This window comes from Paractinoplanes maris, assembly GCF_023544465.1.
Lineage (GTDB): Bacteria > Actinomycetota > Actinomycetes > Mycobacteriales > Micromonosporaceae > Actinoplanes > Actinoplanes maris.
In genome coordinates, this window is record NZ_JALPVL010000004.1 from 82,111 (window position 1) to 101,857 (window position 19,747).

General features: G+C 71.3%; 21 protein-coding genes and 1 pseudogene. 15 read left to right on the plus strand and 7 right to left on the minus strand.

Annotated features, from left to right (window positions below; all coding sequences use genetic code 11):
• The first annotated feature begins 285 nt into the window (after positions 1 to 285).
• Positions 286 to 633: a TlpA family protein disulfide reductase gene (locus NAG42_RS12495; protein WP_250030400.1), complete on the plus strand. Its 348-nt coding sequence runs from the start codon at positions 286 to 288 to the stop codon at positions 631 to 633.
• A 94-nt stretch (positions 634 to 727) separates the two neighbouring features.
• Here the strand turns inward: NAG42_RS12495 and NAG42_RS12500 are convergent, their stop codons facing one another.
• Positions 728 to 1,963, minus strand: a complete 1,236-nt coding sequence (locus tag NAG42_RS12500) for an MFS transporter (protein WP_250030401.1) — start codon at positions 1,961 to 1,963, stop codon at positions 728 to 730.
• Between the two features lie 68 nt (positions 1,964 to 2,031).
• Here NAG42_RS12500 and NAG42_RS12505 point away from each other — a divergent pair, with 68 nt between their 5' ends.
• Positions 2,032 to 2,547 carry a MarR family winged helix-turn-helix transcriptional regulator gene (locus tag NAG42_RS12505; protein ID WP_250030402.1) on the plus strand — a complete coding sequence of 172 codons (516 nt, stop codon included), beginning with the start codon at positions 2,032 to 2,034 and terminating at the stop codon, positions 2,545 to 2,547.
• Between the two features lie 62 nt (positions 2,548 to 2,609).
• The gene (locus NAG42_RS12510; RefSeq protein WP_250030403.1) at positions 2,610 to 3,026 is read left to right on the plus strand and encodes a DUF4395 domain-containing protein; all 417 of its coding nucleotides are present in this window, start codon (positions 2,610 to 2,612) and stop codon (positions 3,024 to 3,026) included.
• 64 nt (positions 3,027 to 3,090) lie between these two features.
• Here NAG42_RS12510 and NAG42_RS12515 read toward each other — a convergent pair whose 3' ends face one another.
• Together NAG42_RS12515 and NAG42_RS12520 are read right to left on the minus strand one after the other, a co-directional pair.
• Complete coding sequence (locus NAG42_RS12515; protein ID WP_020512124.1) at positions 3,091 to 3,759, minus strand: response regulator transcription factor; 669 nt, start codon at positions 3,757 to 3,759, stop codon at positions 3,091 to 3,093.
• Between the two features lie 7 nt (positions 3,760 to 3,766).
• Positions 3,767 to 5,455, minus strand: a complete 1,689-nt coding sequence (locus NAG42_RS12520) for a GAF domain-containing sensor histidine kinase (RefSeq protein WP_438872398.1) — start codon at positions 5,453 to 5,455, stop codon at positions 3,767 to 3,769.
• Between the two features lie 147 nt (positions 5,456 to 5,602).
• Here NAG42_RS12520 and NAG42_RS12525 point away from each other — a divergent pair, with 147 nt between their 5' ends.
• From NAG42_RS12525 to NAG42_RS12550, 6 genes and pseudogenes are all read left to right on the plus strand, one after another.
• On the plus strand, positions 5,603 to 6,049 hold the full coding sequence (locus NAG42_RS12525) for an SRPBCC family protein (protein WP_250030404.1): 447 nt from the start codon (positions 5,603 to 5,605) through the stop codon (positions 6,047 to 6,049).
• 22 nt (positions 6,050 to 6,071) lie between these two features.
• Complete coding sequence (locus NAG42_RS45490; protein WP_438872399.1) at positions 6,072 to 6,878, plus strand: hypothetical protein; 807 nt, start codon at positions 6,072 to 6,074, stop codon at positions 6,876 to 6,878.
• Between the two features lie 24 nt (positions 6,879 to 6,902).
• A pseudogene (locus NAG42_RS12535) lies at positions 6,903 to 7,854 on the plus strand (ROK family glucokinase).
• On the plus strand, positions 7,854 to 8,531 hold the full coding sequence (locus tag NAG42_RS12540; RefSeq protein ID WP_250030405.1) for an endonuclease/exonuclease/phosphatase family protein: 678 nt from the start codon (positions 7,854 to 7,856) through the stop codon (positions 8,529 to 8,531). Before NAG42_RS12535 ends, NAG42_RS12540 begins: the two are co-directional and overlap by 1 nt.
• A 26-nt stretch (positions 8,532 to 8,557) precedes the next feature.
• Positions 8,558 to 9,901, plus strand: a complete 1,344-nt coding sequence (locus tag NAG42_RS12545) for a flavin-containing monooxygenase (protein ID WP_250030406.1) — start codon at positions 8,558 to 8,560, stop codon at positions 9,899 to 9,901.
• A gap of 85 nt (positions 9,902 to 9,986) precedes the next feature.
• Positions 9,987 to 10,763: an alpha/beta hydrolase gene (locus tag NAG42_RS12550; RefSeq protein WP_250030407.1), complete on the plus strand. Its 777-nt coding sequence runs from the start codon at positions 9,987 to 9,989 to the stop codon at positions 10,761 to 10,763.
• On the opposite strand, the gene NAG42_RS12555 is transcribed toward NAG42_RS12550, so the two are convergent.
• Positions 10,749 to 12,149: an alpha,alpha-trehalose-phosphate synthase (UDP-forming) gene (locus tag NAG42_RS12555; protein WP_250030408.1), complete on the minus strand. Its 1,401-nt coding sequence runs from the start codon at positions 12,147 to 12,149 to the stop codon at positions 10,749 to 10,751. The two genes, NAG42_RS12550 and NAG42_RS12555, sit on opposite strands and share 15 nt — an antisense overlap.
• Positions 12,150 to 12,241: 92 nt before the next feature.
• Entirely contained in the window at positions 12,242 to 13,072 is an 831-nt protein-coding gene (locus NAG42_RS12560; protein WP_250030409.1) for a DUF308 domain-containing protein, read from the minus strand.
• A gap of 130 nt (positions 13,073 to 13,202) precedes the next feature.
• Between NAG42_RS12560 and NAG42_RS12565 the strand changes: the two genes are divergently transcribed.
• On the plus strand, positions 13,203 to 13,943 hold the full coding sequence (locus NAG42_RS12565; protein ID WP_250030410.1) for a lysophospholipid acyltransferase family protein: 741 nt from the start codon (positions 13,203 to 13,205) through the stop codon (positions 13,941 to 13,943).
• A gap of 86 nt (positions 13,944 to 14,029) precedes the next feature.
• Here NAG42_RS12565 and NAG42_RS12570 read toward each other — a convergent pair whose 3' ends face one another.
• Positions 14,030 to 14,707, minus strand: coding sequence for a Crp/Fnr family transcriptional regulator (locus NAG42_RS12570; protein WP_284045262.1), 678 nt, complete (start codon positions 14,705 to 14,707; stop codon positions 14,030 to 14,032).
• A gap of 261 nt (positions 14,708 to 14,968) precedes the next feature.
• Here NAG42_RS12570 and NAG42_RS12575 point away from each other — a divergent pair, with 261 nt between their 5' ends.
• The 5 genes from NAG42_RS12575 to proC all read left to right on the plus strand — a co-directional run bounded on the left by NAG42_RS12575 (position 14,969) and on the right by proC (position 18,895).
• Complete coding sequence (locus tag NAG42_RS12575) at positions 14,969 to 15,814, plus strand: phosphotransferase enzyme family protein (protein ID WP_250030412.1); 846 nt, start codon at positions 14,969 to 14,971, stop codon at positions 15,812 to 15,814.
• 6 nt (positions 15,815 to 15,820) lie between these two features.
• On the plus strand, positions 15,821 to 16,309 hold the full coding sequence (locus NAG42_RS12580) for a polyadenylate-specific 3'-exoribonuclease AS (protein WP_250030413.1): 489 nt from the start codon (positions 15,821 to 15,823) through the stop codon (positions 16,307 to 16,309).
• A gap of 42 nt (positions 16,310 to 16,351) precedes the next feature.
• Positions 16,352 to 16,849: a pyridoxamine 5'-phosphate oxidase family protein gene (locus NAG42_RS12585; protein ID WP_250030414.1), complete on the plus strand. Its 498-nt coding sequence runs from the start codon at positions 16,352 to 16,354 to the stop codon at positions 16,847 to 16,849.
• Positions 16,850 to 16,996: 147 nt separating this feature from the next.
• Entirely contained in the window at positions 16,997 to 18,025 is a 1,029-nt protein-coding gene (locus tag NAG42_RS12590) for a 6-phosphofructokinase (protein ID WP_250030415.1), read from the plus strand.
• A gap of 66 nt (positions 18,026 to 18,091) precedes the next feature.
• Positions 18,092 to 18,895, plus strand: coding sequence for a pyrroline-5-carboxylate reductase (gene proC / locus NAG42_RS12595; protein WP_250030416.1), 804 nt, complete (start codon positions 18,092 to 18,094; stop codon positions 18,893 to 18,895).
• Here proC and NAG42_RS12600 read toward each other — a convergent pair.
• Positions 18,882 to 19,547, minus strand: coding sequence for a DUF429 domain-containing protein (locus NAG42_RS12600; protein ID WP_250030417.1), 666 nt, complete (start codon positions 19,545 to 19,547; stop codon positions 18,882 to 18,884). The genes proC and NAG42_RS12600 overlap by 14 nt on opposite strands.
• Between the last annotated feature and the right edge of the window lie 200 nt (positions 19,548 to 19,747).

Here is a 19,747-nt window from a genome sequence, read left to right on the forward strand (position 1 = left end):
GACGGTCGCCTCCGTGACGTCAGCCCCACGCCGGCGCCCGCTGACGGCAGTCGTATCGGAGTCTGGCCCATACCGGCGTCGGCTGGAGATGGTCGCGTTACGGGCGTCCGGTCCGCGCCCGCTTCAACGCGATCGGGCGGAATGGCATCGGTTTCGGTGGGAGACGGCCCGCGAGCGGACGGAGCCGGCGCCGAGATAACGTCGAGTGCGGCCGGGGTCGATCGAGCCGGCTCCGGTGCGGTCGGTGCGGCTGCGGTGGTGGCGGATGTGCGGGAGGAGCCGGGCGTGATCGAGACCGGTGCGGACCCGAGTGCGGCTGGGCAACGGCTGGACGCCGGGCTGCTGCGCGAGCTTGGTGTGGGTGAAGCCAAGGCGACCCTGTTGCAGTTCTCGTCGGCGTTCTGTGCGCCGTGCCGGGCGGTGCGCCGGGTCAGTTCCGAGGTGGCTGCCCTGGTGCCGGGTGTGCAACACGTCGAGGTTGATGCCGAGAGCCACCTCGATGCGGTCCGGGCGCTGGGAATCTGGCGCACGCCGACGCTTCTCGTGCTCGACGCCGAAGGCCGCGTCGCCAAGCGTGCCACCGGCGTCCCGGGCAAGCCTCAGCTGATCGCGGCCCTCGGCGACGTTCTTTGACGACTTCTGGCGATTGAATCTCGCCGTTGTCCGGCCGGGAAGCTGGGGAGCGGCGAGCGCTTGCGGGCGAAGGTGTCGCTTGTTGGTCGGGTCGTCAGGAGCCGGTCGTTTCGAGGAGTTCGGGTGGGCGGTTGGCTGAGCTGGGGGTGGGGGTGGCCCGGGTCAGGGTGCGGGCGCCGGGGATGAGGAGCTGGGAGAGGGCCGACAGGAACAGGACGGCGGCGCACGCGGTGAGGACCTTGTCGGTGCCGTAGGCGGCGGCCAGGGGGCCGGCCAGGACGTTGCCGATGGGCATGGCCAGGAACGAGGTCAGGTAGTCCCAGGAGGCGACGCGGCCCAGCATGCGCTGGGGGACATGGTCCTGGATGGCGGTTTCCCAGGCCACGTCGAAGAAGATCAGGCCGGCGTAGCCGATGATGGCGCCGGCTATCACGGCGATCAGTTCGGCCGGCCACACGTAGGCCAGGGCCCACAACGGCATCAGCAGCAGGGTCAGCCAGCCTGCCCGCAGCAGGCGGCGGGGCTTGAAACGCAGGGCGATCGCCGCGCCGGCGACGCCACCCAGGCCTTCGGCTGCGGCGATGAAGCCGGCGGCCGAGGGACCGCCCAGGCGCTCGATGGCCACCACCTGCACCAGCACCAGGATCACGCCGTTGGCGATGTGGTAGACCGTCGCGCCGAACAGGCCGCCCAGCAGCCAGTCGCGCCGGGCGATCTCGCGCCAGCCGTCGGCCAGTTCGCTGAGCATCGAGGTGCGCGGGCCGCGCTCGGCCCGGACGCGCAGCAGCAGCGCGGCGATCATCGAGGCCAGGAAGCTGAGCGCGTTGACGCTGAAACCGGCCGAGGCGCCGAAGGCCGCGACCGTCACCCCGCCCAGAGCCGGCCCGGCGACCTGGCTGCCGGTCTGGAGCAGACTGAGCGTGGCGTTGGCCGACTGGCGCTTCTCCATCGGCACCAGCAGGGGCTTCAGCGCGCCGAAGGCGGGGTCGAAGAAGCTCGCGGCGCCGGTCGAGACGGCGGCGAGGGCGCAGAGCAGCGGCAAGTGATAGCTGTCCTGGAAGAACATCAGCGCCATTGCCGCGGCCGCGAACAGGCGGACCAGGTCGGAGGCGACCATGACCCGCTGCGGCTGGAGGCGATCGGCCCAGACACCGCCGAACAGGGTGCAGGCCAGCCGGGCGACGATCGACGAGGCCAGGACCAGACCGAGGTCGCCGGGGCCGCCGCCGGCCTGGACCACGGCCACGGCCAGCGCCACCGTCTGGAAGCCGTTGCCCACCCAGGAGAGGGTCTGCCCGGTGGCGAGCAGCTGGAAATCGGGGATCCGCATGGCCAGGAAACTAGTTCACCGTCTAACTATTAGCAATCGAAAAATCAGACGATGGCATAATGGCGGCCATGGCTCAGGATGAGGAGCAGGACAGCGTCGACCACCATGTCGCGCGGTGGGCGGCCTTCTGGAAGAACGAGCCGGCCTTCGCCCCCGAGGTCGAGGGCGCCCTGGTGCGCATGAACTTCATTCAGCGCGAAGCCCGCCGGGCCGACGCCGTCGCCTTCGCCGAGTCGCGCGAGCTGACGTCCGAGGACTACAAGACGTTGCACGTCCTGATGATCCAGCCGTGGCCGATCGAGGCGACCCCCGCCCAGCTGGCCGAGGCGGCCAAGGTCACCCGGGCCGCCATGACGAGCCGGCTCGATCGGCTGGTCGCGGCCGAGCTGGTGACCCGCGAGAACGACGAGACCGACCGCCGCCGGGTGCTGATCCGGCCGACCTCGGCCGGGCGGGCCATGTGGAGCAAATACATCTTCGAAGGCATGGCTCGTGATCAGCGCCTGCTGCGGGCCCTCTCGCACGAGGAGCTGATCCAGCTCAACGTCCTGCTGCGCAAGGTCGTGCTCGACCTGGAAAGTTGACCAGGGCGCCGGTGATGCCTCTCACCAGGGCTTTCGCCGGGCGTGGGTGCGACGCTGGGGGCATGGAACTGGATCCCCGCGGGCAGCGGTTCGCCGCGACGCTGACCAGCGTCGTCCTCGTCGTGGTGCTGGCGACGGGCTGGGGATGGCTGGCGCTCGGGCAGGCGGCCGTCTTCGCGGTCACCGCCGCCGACCCGCGGCGCGGCCCCTACGCGTACGTCTTCCGGGCCCTGCTGCTGCCGCGGCTCGGTCCGCCGGCTGAGAGGGAGCCGGCCCCGCCCGTGCGTTTCGCACAGTTGGTCGGTTTTGGCTTTCTGGCTGTCGCGAGTGTCGGCTACCTCACGGGCCTGACCGCGGTCGGTGTCGTCTTCGCCGCGTTCGGTCTGCTGGCGGCATTCCTCAACGCCGCCTTCAGCTTGTGCCTGGGTTGCGAGGCCTACCTGGCCGTCAAGCGGTTGAGCGGCGCACGAAGCGCCTGACCGCCCCGACACACGACACGCCCGGTCGGGGGACCGGGCGCTGACGTCGTGAGTGCGGAGTCGATCAGAACTTCGGGGCGTCCGGTGCCTCGAGCAGGCCGAGCCGGAGCGCCGTCATCAGCGCCTGCGCCCGGTTGGCCGCACCCAGCTTCTCGTAGAGCTTGGAGATGTGGGTCTTGGCCGTCGACTCCGACACGAAGAGCTGCTTGGCGATGCCGGCCACGCTCATGCCGTCGGCCAGCAGGCGCAGCACCTGGCCCTCGCGCGGCGAGAGCTGGGGCCCGGACGGGGCGAGCCGCCGTTTCATGGCCTCGGCCAGGTCGGCCGCGGTGAAGGCGCTGGGCGCCGAGGCGGCGTGCCGGGCGGCCGCGACGACCTCGTCGGCCGGGGCCGTCTTGGGCACGAAGGCGCTGGCTCCGGCCTCCAGAGCGCCGAAGAGCTGGTCGTCACCGGCGTACATGGTGAGGACGACGATGCCCATGTTGGCGTTGTTCTTACGGAGCGCCTTGGTGGCCTCGAGGCCACTGCCGTCGGGCAGGCGGAGATCCATGATCACAACATCGGGCTGCAGAGCGCCGGCCTGGCGGACAGCCTCGGCGGCCGTGGCCGCCTCGCCGACGACCTCGAACTGACGGTCGCGCTCGAATGCGTGTCGCAGCCCCTTACGAATCAAGTCATGATCGTCAACAAGGAGGACCTTGGTGCGCGTTGTCGGCGCCGGACTGGTCGACATGCTCGGGTTACTCCCCTTCTGGAGCGGAAACGCTATTCCGCACGCTATCGCGCCTGGCGGAAGATCCCAGCACTACGGCAACGGTTGTCCCGCTGGGGTGTCGCGGCGTGATCTTCAGTCGGCCCCGGATCCGTTCGGCCCGCTCGGCCATGATGGTCAAACCGTATCGACCGTCCGGGCGGTCGTCGGCGAAACCCCGGCCGTCGTCGGAGACCTCGATCTCGGCGTACGGCGGGTCGATGGTGCAGGTAACCCACAGATTAGAGGCTCCGGCGTGCTTGCGCGCGTTGGTGATCGCCTCCTGGGCGATGCGCAGCAGCTCGGCCTCGGTGGCCGCGGGCAGCCGGGCCGTGGACTCGTCGAACGTGAAGTGCACGCGCAGGCCGGCCGAGGTGCCCAGCGTCCGCGCGTACTCGGCGATCGCGGCGGCCAGACCGCCGTTGCGATCCACCTCGGAGCGCAGCTCGAACAGGCTCAGGCGCAGCTCGGTGATCACCCGGGTCACCTCGGCGCGCAGGGACCGCAGCTCCTCGGCCGTCTCCTCGGCGCCCTCGGGCAGGGTGGCCTGGGCGTTGTCGATGCCGTAGCCGACCATCACCAGCTCCTGCGCGACCCCGTCGTGGATCTCGCGGGCGAGTCGCTGGCGTTCCTCATTGGTGGCCAGCGACCGCACGTCGTCGAAGAGCAGGGCGGCTTCCAGCCGCAGGGCGGCGGCCTCGGTCACCCAGGTCACCTCGTTGACGGTTTCCTTCGGGTACGCGTTGGCGACATCACTTTCGAGGATGACCAGGCCGATCGTGCGCACACCGGCGACCAGCGGCACAACCAGCGACGAGACGTCGCCCCGGCGGCTCGACCGGGCCTGCGAGCGGCTGGCGGTCTGCGGCTGCTGGCTGGCCCAGGCGTCGGCGATCGCCGAGTCGGCGTCGAGCGTGACCTCCCAGTCGACGCGCTCGACGCCGGTCTGGGCGAGCACGACGAGCCGGCCGCCTCCGCTGGCCGACAGCACCGCCGCCCGGTCGGACGGCTTGACGAGGCGCAACTCCTCGAGCAGGTGCTCGGAGATGCCGCCCGGGTCGAGGGTGGCGCCCGGCAGCGACCGGGCCACACTGCGCAGCTGCGTGAGCAGGCGGGTGGCTTCGGCGTACGGCTGGGGGGTGGGCTCGGCGGGCTGCATGAACTGGCGCATCGTATCGGCCGCGAACGTGATGATCGCGCCGAGGACCAGCCACTGCCCGGACGCCGCCAGGAACCCGGGCTGGGTGATCGGGCTGACCTCACCGACCAGGGTGCCGCCGACCACCAGCGAGACCGCGGCCACCCCGAGCAGGGCCGTGCCCTCGGTCGGGCGGCGGCGCAGCGCGGCGGTGAGCAGCGGGACCGCGAGATAGGGCAAAATCGCCTCGGCGCCGAAGCCGGCGTCCAATGTGTTGTTGAGGTCGCTGGCGACGGCGATCGACCCGGCCGCGAGACCGGTGACGAGGACCTCGGCGAAGCGGCCCAGCGGGGCGAAGAGATGGTGGTCGGGAGCGATCACCGCGGGCAGTGCGGCCACCGCCAGCAGGGCGACCCACCCCAGGTGGGCGGGGTCGCCGGTGGCGATCAGCGTGAGCGCCGCGACCAGCGCGAGCATGACGATGCGCGCGGCCACCGCGAGCGGTTGGACGCGCGCGGTGAAGCTGGCTAGGACCGGCACTTGACGGATGGTAGCCGTCCCCCGACGATCTGGCTCATCCCGCCCGGCCCGCCGCCGGGAATGTCCCGCGGGGTCCGCGTGGGGCGGCCTCCGTACGCGTTCGGCCCGGCCGCCGGGAATCCGGGTGATGGGAGGTAGCCTCCGTGCATGGCGGATACCTCGACGCAGTCGATCCAGGTCCATGCGCCCCTCGACCGCGTGGCCGCGGTGATCAGCGACTTCCCGCGCTATCCCGAGTGGGCCGAGGCGATGAAGCGGGTGGAGGTCCTCGAGGAGTACGAGGACGGTTATGCCTTCCGTGTGCGCTTCGTGATCGACGCCGGGGTCATGGCCGACGACTACACGCTCGAGTACGCGTATGCCGACGACCTCTCCCGCATCGAGTGGCACCTGGTCGAGCCCTCGAAGACGCAGAAGTCCCAGCGCGGCTCGTACGATCTGGCCGAGGCCGGCGGCATCACCACGGTGACCTACACGCTCGAGGTCGAGCTCTCCATCGGCATGCTGGGCATGTTCCGGCGCAAGGCCGAAAAAATGATCATGGACATGGCGTTGAAGCAGCTCAAGCACCGGGTCGAGAGCCCGGCGCAGTGAGCTGAGGGCGGGGGAGGTTCCGATGGCCGGATCAGCACGGGAAGAGGCCGAGCGGCTCGTCGCGTCGGTGCTGGCGCGGGCCGTCACCGGTCAGGCGTTCGGTGAGCGGTGGGCGACCGGTGAGCCCGAGTGCTGCGTGTGCCCGGTGTGCAAGGCCATCGCGGCGATGCGCGACCCGAGCCCGCAGACCGCGGCCCGGCTGGCCGGCAGCGCGGGCGACCTCGCGGGGTCGGTCGCGGGCCTGCTGCGCTCCGTGTCGGCGATCGTGGGCGAGCGGCCCCGGCCGGCCCCGCCGTCGGCGCCGGCCCCCGTGCCCAACGCCGACCAGACCTGGTCGACCGTCACCCGGGCCGGCCGCAACAACGCCGGCGGGGCGTGGGCGGCGGCGACGAACGCGTCCACCGGCACCGAGCAGCAGGCCGAGTCGGCCGACCCGTGGTCGGCCGCGACGACGGCCAGCGCCGCCAGCGCGGCAGCCGACCATGCGGCCGAGCTGGCCGAGCGGCGCGCGGTGGCGTTGCAGGCGGCAGCCGACGCCGAGCGCCGGGTGGCCGAGGCGGCGGCCCTGGCCAAGGCGCGTCGTGAGGCCGCGGCGGCCGCGGGCGAGACCGGCGACACTGCCGGGCAGGTGGCCCGAGACCTCCGTACCCCTCGAAGGTTGGATGTATGGGCGGCGGCCACCTCCGATGCGGGTGTTGGCACCGTGGCGCCCGGCGAATCGGTGGATCATGATGTGCCGGGCAGGAAGAGCGACGCGGCGTCCGGGGACACGGACGCCTCGGGTGCCGGCGGGGCGGGCGACGAGGCCCGTGACGGCGGCGCGGCATGAGCGACAGATGAGGGGACGGGCAGCGTGACGCTGACCATCGGAGTCGACGTCGGCGGCACCAAGGTGGCCGGTGGAGTGGTCGACGAGCACGGCACGGTGCTGGCTTCGAACCGCCGGGACACCCCCGCCGAGGACCCGGCCGGCACCCGCGACACGATCGTCGAGGTCGCGGCCGAGCTGGCGCGTGAGTTCCCGCAGGTCACCGCCGTCGGCATCGGTGCCGCCGCCTGGATCGACGCGCCCGGGGCGACCGTGCTGTTCGCCCCCAACCTGGCCTGGCGCGACGAGCCGTTGCGCGACTACGTGACCAAAGCCGTCGGCCTGCCGACCGTCCTCGAGAACGACGCCAACGTCGCCGCCTGGGCCGAGTTCCGGTACGGCGTGGCCCGGCACGCCGACGACTCGATGCTCATGATCACCGTGGGCACCGGCATCGGCGGCGGCATCGTGCTCAACGGCAAGCTCTGGCGGGGCGCCAACGGCATCGCGGGCGAGCTCGGCCACATCCAGTCGGTCCCCGACGGCCACCCCTGCGGCTGCGGCCGGCTCGGCTGCCTCGAGCAGTACGCGAGCGGCAACGCGCTGGTCCGGTTCGCCCGGGCCGGGGCCCGGCAGGAGCCCGAGCGCGCCGCGAAGCTGCTCGAGCTGGCCGGGGGGCGACCCGCTGGCGATCGCCGGCCGCCAGATCACCGAGGCCGCCCGGGCCGGTGACGGGGTGGCCCGCGACGCGTTCGCCCAGATCGGTTACTGGCTCGGCGTGGCGATGGCCGACCTGGCCCAGAGCTTCGACCCGCAGATCCTGGTGGTCGGCGGCGGCGTGGTCGACGCCGGTGACCTGCTGATGGTCCCGACCCGGACGACCTACCGCGACCAGCTCGAGCAGCGCGGCCGGTTCCCGGTGGCCGAGGTCCGGGCGGCCGAGACCGGCAACACCGCCGGTGTGGTGGGAGCGGCCGACCTCGCGCGGCGCCTGTGATGGCGGGCGCACGGCTGCGGGTGGTCAGCTACAACGTCCACGGCCTCAAGGACGACCGGGCCGCCCTGATCGCACTGATCCGCGAGCTGGAGCCGGACGTCCTGGTTGTGCAGGAGGCGCCGCGCCGGTTCCGCTGGCGGCACAAGAGCGCGGCGCTGGCCGACGACCTGGGCATGGTGGTGGCGGCCGGCGGCCTGCCCTCGCTGGGCAACCTGCTGCTGGTCAGCCTGCGGGTCGCCGTGCACGAGACGTGGTGCATGCGGTACCCGCTCACGCCCGGCCGTCATCTGCGCGGCGCCGCGTTCGCCCGCGGCTCGGTCCGCGGCGGTCAGTTCACCGTCTCGGGTTCACACCTGGCCACCGACCCGGCCGAGCGCCCCACCCAGGCGGCGCTCTGGAAGCAGGAGCTGAGCCGGATCGACGGCCCGGTGATCGCGGCCGCCGACCTCAACGAGGGTCCCGGCGGCGGAGCCTGGCGTACGGTCGGGGACGGCCTGATCTCGTCGGCCGATGCCCCGGCGACCTTCCCGGCCACGCTGCCCAACCGGCGCATCGACGGCATCTTCGTGAGCCCCGGCATCACGATCGAGAGATACGGGGTGGTGGAGTCCGAGCAGGCCCGCCGCGCCAGTGATCATCTTCCGGTCGTCGCGGACGTGAAGCTCTCTTCCGAGTAGGGCGCCGAGTCTGGCAATATCGCCGGGTGCCCGACACTCCCGACATCGCCGACCGTCGAGACGCCGTCTGCGTCATCGGGGCCGGGGCCAGCGGTCTCGCCGCGATCAAGAACCTGCGCGAACACGGTTTCGAGGTGGACTGCTACGAGCGGGAGACCTCCGTCGGCGGCGCCTGGAACTGGCGGCACGACCGCAGCCCGGTCTCCGCCGGCACCCACCTGATCTCCTCGCGGCCGCTGACCGAGTTCCCCGATTTCCCGATGCCGGACACGTGGCCCGACTATCCCGGCCACCAGCAGGTGCTGTCCTATCTGGAGCGGTACTCGGCCCATTTCGGGCTCGAGCGGGACGTCTGGTTCGGCACCGAGGTGGTCTCGGTCGAACCGGTGGGCGACGGTCGCTGGGACGTGACGACGCAGAGCACCGGCGGCGGCTCGTCGCGGGTGCAGCGGTACGCCGGGGTGGTGGTGGCCAACGGGCACAACTGGTCGCCGTCCCGTCCCGAGATCCCCGGCGACTTCCGCGGCCAGGTCATCCACTCGGCGCAGTACAAGGACCCCACCCAGCTGCGCGGCCGCAAGGTGCTGGTGATCGGGGGTGGCAACACCGGCTGCGACATCGCCGTCGAGGCGGCCCAGCAGGCGAGCTCGGTGTGGCACTCGACCCGGCGCGGTTACTGGTACGCCCCGAAGTACGTCTTCGGCCGCCCCGCCGACCAGGTCAACGACCGCCTGCTCGCGCTGCGGCTGCCGCTGCGCCTGCGGCAGTGGCTCTATCGCCGGGTGCTCGCGCTGACCACCGGTGATCTCACCCGTTACGGCCTCCCGGTGCCCGACCACCAGCCGTACGAGAGTCATCCCATCGTCAACAGCCAGCTCCCGTTCTATCTGGGCCACGGCCGGATCACACCGGTCCCCGACGTGACGGGCTTCGACGGTGCCTCGGCCGTGCTCGCCGACGGCCGGCGCGTCGAACCCGACCTGGTGATCACCGCAACCGGTTACCGTCCGCGCTTCGAGTTCCTGGCCCCCGAGCTGCTCGGCACCGCCGAGGACGGCCGCCCGGACCTGCACCTGCACGCGTTCGCGCGGCAGCACCCGACGCTGGCCGTGGTGGGGCTGGTGCAGGCCGACTTCGGACTGTTCCCGCTGGCGCACTGGCAGAGCGTGGCGGTCGCGCGCTGGCTGCGACTGCGGGTGACCGACCCCGAACGGGCCGCCGCCGTCCAGCAGAAGGAGTCGACCCGGCCGGTCGCCGGCTGGTCGCGGCGCCGGGTGGTCCCCACCGCCCGCCACTGGTTCGAGGTCGACCACGCCGACTACCTGCGAGCCGTCGAAGGCCTGCTGCGCGAGATGGAGCCAACGGCATGACCGACTGCACCGAGCGGCACCCAGCCGGACTGACGGACGGCCTCGCAGGCGAGGGCCGGGAGGGCATGCCAAAGGTGGACGAGTCATGAGGTCGGAGCTGTTGCGCTTCGCGGACTGGACCGATCCGGTGCCGGCGGCCGCGCGCGAGGTCGTCTCGCTCACCGAGGACGCCCGGGACGACCTGCCGCCGCTGCTGTTCGTGCCCGGGCTGGGGCACGGCGCCTGGGCGTTCGCCGAGCACTGGCTGCCGCGGGCCGCGGAGCGGGGTTTCGCGGCGCACGCGCTCACCCCGAGGCCGGGTGGCGACCTGCGGGCCCAGGTGCACGACGTGGTGCAGGTCGCGGCGTCGCTGCCCCGGCAGGTCGTGCTGGTCGGCCATGGCGCCGGCGCGCTCGTGACCGCGTACGCGATGGGTCGTTATCCGGCCCGGGCGGCGGTGCTGGCCGCACCCGTGATGGACGGCTGGCCGACGCTGTGGGCCGCGCTGCGCACCAACCCGGTCGGCACGCTCCCGGCCCTGTTCGGCGGCCGGCTGAGGCTGAACCGCAAGCAGTTGTTCGGCCCCGGCATGCCCGCCGAGCAGGCCCAGCCCTGGCTCGACCGGATCGTCGCCCGGCCGCGCCGCGAGCTGGTGACCCACGATCCCGCGCCGCGGCCGGTCGGCGACCCACCGGTGCTCGTGGTCGGCAGCCCGGACGACCGGATCGTGCCGCGGACCTCGCTCGACCGCATCGCCGCGCTCTACGGCGGGGCCCCGCTGCTCTTCCCCGGCATGGGTCACGACCTGATGCTCGACGTGACGTGGTCCGAGCCGATCGAGGCCGTCCTCGACTGGCTGGCCAAGGAGCTATCGGAACAGTGAGTGGGCCGGCTCGAGCTCGGTGAGGTAGGCCCGGGCCCACGCGTGGATGTCGTGGGTGGTGAGGTAGCCGCGCATGGACTTCATGCGGGTGGCCAGGTCGCGGGGCGTGGCCGCCAGCGCCTGCAGCAGTGTCTCCTTGAGACCGTCCACATCGTGCGGGTTGACCAGGAAGGCGTCCCCGAGCTCGGCCGCCGCCCCGGCGAACTCGCTGAGCACCAGCGCGCCGCTGTTGTCGCGCCGGGCGGCCACGAACTCCTTGGCCACCAGGTTCATGCCGTCGCGCAGCGGGGTCACCACCATGACGTCGGCCGCCTGATAGAGCGCGGCCAGGTCGGCCCGGTCGAACGGCTGGTTGAGGTAGTGGATGGCCGGCTCGCCGACCCGCCCGTACTCACCGTTGATCCGGCCCACCTCGCGTTCGATGCGGTCGCGCAGCCCCCGGTAGTTCTCCACCCGCTCCCGGCTCGGCACGGCGACCTGCACCATCACCGTGTCGCGGACCTTGACCTTGCCGTCGCGCAGCAACTCCGAGTAGGCCGTCAGCCGGTGCTCGATGCCCTTGGTGTAGTCGAGCCGGTCGACGCTGAGCAGCATCCGCTTGTGCGAGCCGAGGTCGTGCCGCACCTGCCGGGCCTGGTTGAGCACGTAGGGCCGGGCCGACAGCGACCGCATCTCGGCCACGTCGATCGACACCGGGAACGCGCCCGTCCGGACTATCCGGCCGTCCAGGTGGATGGCGTCGTCGGCGCCGTGCACGTCGAGCAGTTTGGCCGCGAGCTGGGCGACGTTGTGGGCCGCCTGGGGGCGCTGGAAACCGACCAGGTCGGCCCCGAGCATGCCGCGCAGCAACTCGACCCGGCGGGGGAGCTGCATGAAGAGCTCGGGCGGCGGGAACGGCACGTGCAGGAAGAAGCCGATCATCACGTCCGGTCGCAGCTCGCGCAGCAGCTGCGGGACGAGCTGCAGGTGATAGTCCTGGATCCAGACCGTGGCGCCCGGCTCGGCCACCTCGGCGGCGGCCTCGGCGAAGCGCCGGTTGACCGAGCGGTACGTCTCCCACCAGCCCCGGTCGAACACGGGCTGCTCGACCGCGTCGTGATAGAGCGGCCACAACGTCGAGTTGGCGAATCCCTCGTAGTAGCCGCGCAGCTCGTCGTCGGTGAGCGCCACCGGTCGTAACCGCAGGGTGCCGATGTCGGGCAGCCGCCGGGCCTCGCCGATCGACCCGTCCCAGCCGACCCAGGTCGCCGGGGTCTGCTCGAGGATCGCGTGCAAAGCCCCGGCCAGGCCGCCGGGGCTGCGGCGCCACTCGCACGCTCCGTCCGGCGCGACGTTGTCATCGAGCGGAAGGCGGTTGGCCACGACGACCAGCGAGCTCTGGCGCATCACCGAAGGTTATCGGATGACTACTCCCCAGAAGACCGACGGTCATCGATTAAACATGGTTTTAATTTTCGACCAATGTGTCGGGCGAGCCGTCAGACGACCGCGCCGTCGTCGTAGTCGTCCTCGTCGTCACCGGAGCGCAGCCGCCAGACCAGCATGACCGCACCCGAGACGATCGCCGCGAAGCCCAGCAACGTCACGTAGTCGCGGTCGATCGGCAGCAGCCACGGGAACAGGAACAGCAGGAAGCCGACGATCACGCCGAGCACGCCGATGACCGTGTACTTCGAGAAGCGGGGCAGCGGCGGGGGAGGCGGCGGGACGTAGCGCTCGTCCTCGTCGTCCTCGCCGTCGTCGGGCAACCCGGCGCCGAAGGAGTCGAGACCGTCGAGCAGTGACGGGTCCTGCTCGGGGGAGGCCGGCTGGTCGGTGCGGCGCCGGTTGAGCGAGACGCCGGAGAAGTCGGCCGCGTTCGACAGCCCGCCCGTGCGGGGCGGCTCGGGGGCCGGCATGCCCTCGGAGGCCGGCCAGGGCGCGGCGGTCGGGTCGACCGAGGTGTGGAAACCAGCGACGATCTTGGCCCACTCGGCCTCGACATCGACGTTGCTGCTCGGCGCGGCGGTCGGGTCGGCCGGGGGCGGGGTGGGCGGCTCACCGCCGGTGACTTTGTGCAGCTGCTCGCGGGCGACCGCCAGGTGGACCCGGTCGACATAGAGCCGGTCGATCGGCCGCGCGGGCAGAGTGGTGGCCCGCAGAATGGGATTGAGATCGGCCGTGGGCTGCAGATACGCGGCAATGCCACCGGCTGCCAGCACGTCGAGGAGGTGTTCTCCGACGCGCGGATCCACGTCGCCCGCGACCGCGTAATCGGCCGCGTCGAGCCCGTTGTCCCGCCGCCCGCGGCGGGCACCACCCGCTGTCACCCCTGCACACTCCCTCGCCGACCGTGCCTTGAATGGTGACACGACATGGACAGGTTGCGGGAGTGCGTTGTGGCGCGCCGCCCCGCTTCGTACGCTTCCTGCACGCCCGGCCACCGGAGGAAAGGACATCGTGTTCTACTGGCTGCTCAAGTATGTGGCCCTCGGTCCACTGCTCAAGCTTCTCTTCCGCCCCGATGTGCGCGGACTGTCCCACCTGCCCCGGAGCGGGCCGGTGATCCTGGCTTGCAACCACCTGTCGTTCTCCGACTCGATCTTCACACCCCTGATCGTGGACCGCCGAGTGACCTTCGTCGCCAAAGCGGAGTACTTCACCGGTAAGGGCATCAAAGGCTGGCTCATGCGCCAGTTCTTCAGCGGAACCGGGACGATCCCGGTCGACCGTTCGGGCGGCCGGGCTGCCCAGGCGGCTCTGGACACACTGCTGCGGGTGCTGCGGGACGGCGGCGTCGCGGGCATCTATCCCGAGGGCACCCGCTCGCCCGACGGCCGGCTCTACCGCGGCAAGACGGGCGTGGCCCGCCTCGTGTTGGAGAGCGGCGCCACCGTGGTCCCGGTCGCGCTGCTCAACACCGACGAGATCCAGCCGACCGGCAAACTGATTCCCAAGATCAAGAGGGTACGCATGAGGTTCGGCGCCCCCCTCGACTTCTCCCGCTACGAGCACGCCAAGGGTGACCGCTTCGTCGAGCGCGCGATCACCGACGAGATCATGTTCGAGCTGATGGCGATGTCCGGCCGCGAGTACGTGGACATCTACGCCAGCAAGCTCAAAACCACGATCGAATCCCCCGCCCACCGCGACCAGAGTCGCACTGCGCCCGTCGGTGTCGAGGGCGCCGAAAAAGGTTAGGCGAAGCCGAGGCCTTTTTCGGTGGCCTCGACACGGACCTCAAGGGGTGCAGTGCCCGCCGAGCGGAGCGAGGCCGTAAGTACAGCTCAACCCACCATTCCCGCTCGGCGGCGGAGCGCCGGCAGGTCGGTGACCACGATGCGGCGGCCCTCGGTGCGCAGCCAGCCGCGGCTGGCGAACGAGCCGATCGCCTGGTTGACGCTCTGCCGTGAGCCACCCGCCATCTCGGCGAGCTGGCTCTGGTTGAGCTCGATCGTGATCATCGGCGCCTGGCTCTCGCCGGCCAGCCGTACGAGGGTCTTGGCCACCCGCCCGGGCAGGTCGAGGAAGACGTGGTCGGTGTTCTGCTCGGTCAGCCGGCGGATCAGCGCGCCGACCGAGCGCATCACCGCGTCGAGGATCCGCGGGTTGGCGTGCACCAGGTCGATGAACGCCGAGCGGGACAGGCTGAGCGCCTGGCAGTCCTCGATCGCCTCGGCCGACGCGCTGCGGGCCGAAGCGTCCAGAAGGGACACCTCGCCGATCACGTCGGGCGGGCGCACCACGGTCAGCACGGCGCGCTCACCGGTCGGCGCGGTGCGGAAGATCGCGACCGCCCCGCGTCTCAAAATGATCAGTGATTCGCCGGGATCGTGCTCGACGAAGATGATCTGTCCTTTGCGGTACGTGCGTGGGACGGCGAGGCCGATGACCCGTTGGCGGACATCCGGCTCCAGACCGGCGAACATGTCCACTCCGGTCAGCGCGTCGCCATTGTCCGGCATGCGATGGTCCACGGCGTCTTCCCTCCCCCGGTGGGAGCCGTGGCGGCAAATGGGCCGCGTCGGGCCCCACGACGCGAACGATCACTCTTAGCACACGGCAACCCGCCGGCGCCATTTCTGCGCGCCTGCACCGCGAGCGCCTCATAGGATCATTCCGCTCCTGTTGCTATCTGTAAACCTCTGAATGCCTTGAGTGATATACGGTCGGGTGACGCCCTCGTTGTCCGTCGGATTTGCCTCTTGCGCCCGGACAATCCCGCCGTGCCGGATGCCGAGCTGCTTCGATCGACGCTGAGGGACGAGTGGCATCTCGTCCCGACCGAGATCACCGCCCTGGACGACGTGCTGCTGTCGTACGGATGGGAGGTGACCACCTCCACCGACCGCTACGTGGTCCGGCTGAGCGACCCCGAGTCCCGGCTGCCGGTCGAGGCCGGCTTGGCCGCTGCCGATCACCTGCGCGGCCGTGACATCCCGGCCGGCGAGCCGGTGCGCACGCTCTCCGGCGGCCTCACCGCCCAGACCGGCGCCGGCGCCTTCGCCGTGCTGCGCCGGCTGCCCGGCCGCCGGCTCGACGGCGGCGACCCGGTCGACCAGCAGTGGTGGGGCGACCGCCTGGGCGCGGTGCACCGCGCCCTGCAGGGCTTCCATCACCCCGGCCTGCGCTCGTGGCAGCCGCTCGACCCGGGGGCCGGTCACCTGGACGCCGAGCCGTGGTTGCGCGGGGCCGTCGCCGAGGCGTCCGCCGCCGCCACGCGGCTCATGGTCACCGACCGGCTGACCTACGGGGTGCTGCACGGTGACCCCGCCCCGGGCGGCTTCGTCGTCGACCCGGGCACCGGGCGGGCGGGCCTGCTCGACTGCGGGGCGAGCGGGGTCGGTCCGCTGGTCTACGACGTGGCCGCGGCCGTGCTCTATGCCGGGGGAGTGCCGCGGTCGGGCGAGCTGATCGACGGCTACCTGGCGGCGGGTCCGGTCGGGGCCGACGAGCTGCACGCCGTGCTGCCGGTGCTGCTGCGGCTGCGCTGGGCCGTGCAGGCCGACCGCGCCGCCCGCCACGGATCCGCGGAGGGGCTGCAGCTGGCCCGGGCGGCCCTGGAAGAATAGACCCCGATGGCATACAGATATTTTTATGACTGCGAGTTCATCGAGGACGGGCGCCTGGTCGACCTGGTCTCGATCGGCGTGGTCGACGAGTTCGGTCGTGAGTTCTACGCGGTCAGCACCGAGTTCGACGACTCCCGGGCGATTCCCTGGGTGCGCCGCAACGTGCTCGACAAGCTGCCGTCGCCGTCCGACCCGGCGTGGCGCTCCCGCGAGCGCATCCGCGACGACCTCTACGCGTTCCTGAAGGAGCCGGTCACCGGCCGCGACGAGCAGATCGAGCTGTGGGCCTGGTTCGCCGCCTACGACCACGTGGCGCTGGCTCAGCTGTGGGGGGCGATGCCGGCCCTGCCGCGCGACATCCCGCGCTTCACCAAGGATCTGCGCCAGCTCTGGGACGACAAGGGCCGCCCCACGCTGCCGACCATGTCGGGCCGGCACGACGCGCTGGTCGACGCCCGGCACAACCTGGCCCGCTGGCGTGCCATGGGCGGCTGAGGCCCCGGTTTGGCCGGTCGTTTCCCGGGAAGTTGACCAGGCATGACGAACACCGAGCAGGAACGCCGCGACAAGGTCAAGGAAATGGTCAAGGATGCTCGGATCAGCATGCTGACCACGATGACGGCGGACGGGAAGCACGTGAGCCGGCCGATGGCCCTGCAGGACGTCGAGTTCGACGGCGACCTGTGGTTCTTCACGTATTCCGACTCCGACCTGGTCGAGCAGATCGCCGTGCACCCCGAGGTGAACGTGTCGTTCAGCGACCAGAAGCAGAACAACTGGATCTCCATCGCCGGTCAGGCGGTGCGCACGGACAACCCGGCCAAGGCCAAGGAGCTGTGGAACCCCCTCCTCAAGGCCTGGTTCCCGGAGGGCCTCGAGACGCCCAACCTCACCCTGGTCAAGGTGCACGCCGACACGGCCGAGTACTGGGAGGCCGCGCACAGTTCGAAGGTCATCACGCTGCTCGGCGCGGCCAAGGCGGCGGTGACCGGTAAGACCCCGGACGCGGGCGAGAACGAAACCGTGAAGCTTTAGCGGGGCGGCTGCGTCCGGGCGGCGGGCGGCGACTAAAGTTCGGGTCGCGCCCGCCCCGGGCCCGGCAAAGATGCCGACTCTGATTCTCCCTGGGGCTCGACGGGCTCAACAGCTTCTCGCAAACCCGGTACAGGGAGGACGAGCAACATGCGTATCGGCGTGCTCACCGGCGGCGGCGACTGCCCCGGTCTCAACGCGGTGATCCGGGCGGTGGTCCGCAAGGGCGTCGCCGCTTACGGTCACGAGTTCGTCGGCTTCCGGGACGGCTGGAAGGGCCCGCTCGAGGGTCTGACGAAGCCGCTCGGCATCGCCGAGGTCCGCGGCATCCTGCCCCGTGGCGGCACCATCCTGGGCTCCTCGCGCACCAACCCCTTCAAGATCGAGGGTGGCGTCGAGAAGATCAAGGCCAACCTGGCCGAGCAGGGCGTCGACGCGCTGGTGGCGATCGGCGGCGAGGACACCCTCGGCGTCGCCACCAAGCTCAACGACCTCGGCGTCAACGTGGTCGGCGTGCCCAAGACGATCGACAACGACCTGAACGCGACCGACTACACGTTCGGTTTCGACACCGCGGTCAACATCGCGATGGAGGCCATCGACCGGCTGCACACCACGGCCGAGTCGCACCACCGCACGCTGGTCGTCGAGGTCATGGGCCGCCACGCGGGCTGGATCGCCCTGCACGCCGGCCTGGCCGGTGGCGCCAACGTGATCCTGCTGCCCGAGCGCCCGTTCGACGTCGAGCAGGTCGCGACTTATGTGACCAAGCGCTTCCAGGTCGAGTACGCGCCGATCGTCGTGGTCTCCGAGGGCGCGCAGCCGCTCGACGGCCAGATGTCGCTGCAGAGCAAGGAGCTCGACTCGTTCGGCCACGTCCGGCTGGGCGGCATCGGCCAGTGGCTGGCCGAGCAGCTCGAGGAGAAGACCGGCAAGGAGGCCCGGACGGTCGTCCTGGGCCACATCCAGCGCGGTGGCACCCCGACCGCGTTCGACCGGGTGCTCGCCACCCGGTTCGGCCTGCAGGCGATCGACGCCGTCCACGAGGGCGACTTCGGTAAGATGATGGCGCTGCGGGGCACCGACATCGTGCGCGTGCCGCTGCTCGAGGGCACCGGCGAGCTCAAGACCGTGCCGCTGTCGCGGTACGAAGAGGCTGAGGTCTTCTTCGGCAGCTGATCTGTCATCTGCGTGCTGTAAGGGGCGACCACGATGGTCGCCCCTTACTGGTCGAAAGGGGCGGACATGAACGTCGCCGTGATGGGGGCGGGCAAGCTCGGCGAGCTGGTCCTGGCCGGACTGCTGCGCTCGGGCCGGCCGGTCGAGCAGGTGCTGGCCACCGCGCGGCGTCCCGAGCGCGCGGCCGAGCTGGCCGAGCGCTACGGCATCCGCCCGGTGTCCAACGAGGCCGCCGTGGCCCGGGCCGACGTGCTCGTCGTCGGCGTGAAGCCGCAGGACGCGGGCAAGCTGCTCGACGAGGTGGGGGCCAAGGTGACGGCCGACAAGCTCGTCGTGTCGCTCTGCGCCGGGCTGCCCACCAGCTTCTTCGCCGAGCGGCTGCCGGCCGGCGTCCCGGTCGTCCGGGTCATGACCAATACCCCGGCCCTGGTCGACCAGGCGATGTCGGTGCTCTCCCCGGGGGCGCACGCCGGCGAGGAGCACCTGACCGCGGCCGAGGAGATCTTCCGGCCGATCGGCCGCACGCTGCGCGTCCCGGAACACCAGCAGGACGCGGTCACCGCGCTCTCCGGCTCCGGCCCGGCGTATCTCTATCTGGTGGTCGAGGCGATGATCGAGGCCGGCGTCCTGCTCGGGCTGCCCCGCACGGTGGCCCACGACCTGGCCGTGCAGACCGCGGTCGGCTCGGCGGTCATGCTGCGCGACTCGGGGGAGCACCCGGCCAAGCTGCGCGAGTCGGTCACCTCGCCGGCCGGCACCACCGCCGCGGCCCTGCGGGAACTGGAGGCCGGTGGCGTGCGGGCGTCCTTCCTCAACGCGCTGGAGGCCGCCCGCGACCGCGCCCGGGAGATCGCTGCTAGTACCAGATAGCGATCTTCGAGCCGTTGTTCTCCTCCGGCGGGCTGGGGTGGCTGAGCGCCGTCCCGGTCGCCATCCGGTGGGCCGACCAGGCCACGGCGGCCGCGTCCAGGATGTCGTCGGGCGGGGCCTGGCCGGCCGGACCGAGCTGGTCGGGCAGCACGATGCCGTTGCGGGCCAGCAGCTCGCGGCGCCGGGCCTGACCGGTCCAGGTCTTCTTGGCGTACTGCAGGGGCTCGCCCGCCATCGTGCGGAAGGAGACCTCGGGGTGGGCCTCGAAGAGCAGACCGGGATGTCGTTCCCAGATCGCGTTGGCCTCGAGCAGCTTGGGCCGCAGGGCCCAGGACTGCCGGCTCAGCCCGGCCCCGGTCAGCTCGCGGCAGAGCCGGTTGGCCGTGGTGAAATCGGCCTCCTGCCAGACCGCGCGGGGCGGCACCCGGAAGACGCTGCCGCGACGGGGACCCAGCTGGTCGGCGGCGAGGGTGTCGGCGGCCCGCCATCGGTCGGGGAGCATGCCCAGCGGGATGTCCACCCCGATGACCGAGGCGCCCGAACTGCCGGCCACGATCTCGTACAACGTGGAGGCCAGCACGGCCCGGCCGAACGAGCCGTCCCGCAGCTCCACTCCGACCCAGCCGAGCGCGTACGCATCGACTCCAATCACCCGGATGCTCATCGGCAGCGTGTGGCCTCAGTGACTACAGCGTTGGAGATGGTCATGTTCGCAGACTACGCGCTGTGTCCGTAAGTGTGCACCCCGTAGCGGACCGGGTGGCAAAGTAAAGCGTTTGCGTATTCCCAGCTGGACATCTTGACGTCCGTGAATCCCTATGACTACCGTCACCCTCAACGAACTTTTTGGAA

Bases quoted from the DNA above. Each gene is read 5' to 3' on its own strand.
- NAG42_RS12500 (WP_250030401.1), bottom strand. From the start codon at position 1,963: ATGCGGATCCCCGATTTCCAGCTGCTCGCCACCGGGCAGACCCTCTCC.
- NAG42_RS12505 (WP_250030402.1), top strand. From the start codon at position 2,032: ATGGCTCAGGATGAGGAGCAGGACAGCGTCGACCACCATGTCGCGCGG.
- NAG42_RS12510 (WP_250030403.1), top strand. From the start codon at position 2,610: ATGGAACTGGATCCCCGCGGGCAGCGGTTCGCCGCGACGCTGACCAGC.
- NAG42_RS12515 (WP_020512124.1), bottom strand. From the start codon at position 3,759: ATGTCGACCAGTCCGGCGCCGACAACGCGCACCAAGGTCCTCCTTGTT.
- NAG42_RS12525 (WP_250030404.1), top strand. From the start codon at position 5,603: ATGGCGGATACCTCGACGCAGTCGATCCAGGTCCATGCGCCCCTCGAC.
- NAG42_RS45490 (WP_438872399.1), top strand. From the start codon at position 6,072: ATGGCCGGATCAGCACGGGAAGAGGCCGAGCGGCTCGTCGCGTCGGTG.
- NAG42_RS12540 (WP_250030405.1), top strand. From the start codon at position 7,854: ATGGCGGGCGCACGGCTGCGGGTGGTCAGCTACAACGTCCACGGCCTC.
- NAG42_RS12550 (WP_250030407.1), top strand. From the start codon at position 9,987: ATGAGGTCGGAGCTGTTGCGCTTCGCGGACTGGACCGATCCGGTGCCG.
- NAG42_RS12555 (WP_250030408.1), bottom strand. From the start codon at position 12,149: ATGCGCCAGAGCTCGCTGGTCGTCGTGGCCAACCGCCTTCCGCTCGAT.
- NAG42_RS12570 (WP_284045262.1), bottom strand. From the start codon at position 14,707: ATGCCGGACAATGGCGACGCGCTGACCGGAGTGGACATGTTCGCCGGT.
- NAG42_RS12580 (WP_250030413.1), top strand. From the start codon at position 15,821: ATGGCATACAGATATTTTTATGACTGCGAGTTCATCGAGGACGGGCGC.
- NAG42_RS12585 (WP_250030414.1), top strand. From the start codon at position 16,352: ATGACGAACACCGAGCAGGAACGCCGCGACAAGGTCAAGGAAATGGTC.
- NAG42_RS12590 (WP_250030415.1), top strand. From the start codon at position 16,997: ATGCGTATCGGCGTGCTCACCGGCGGCGGCGACTGCCCCGGTCTCAAC.
- proC (WP_250030416.1), top strand. From the start codon at position 18,092: ATGAACGTCGCCGTGATGGGGGCGGGCAAGCTCGGCGAGCTGGTCCTG.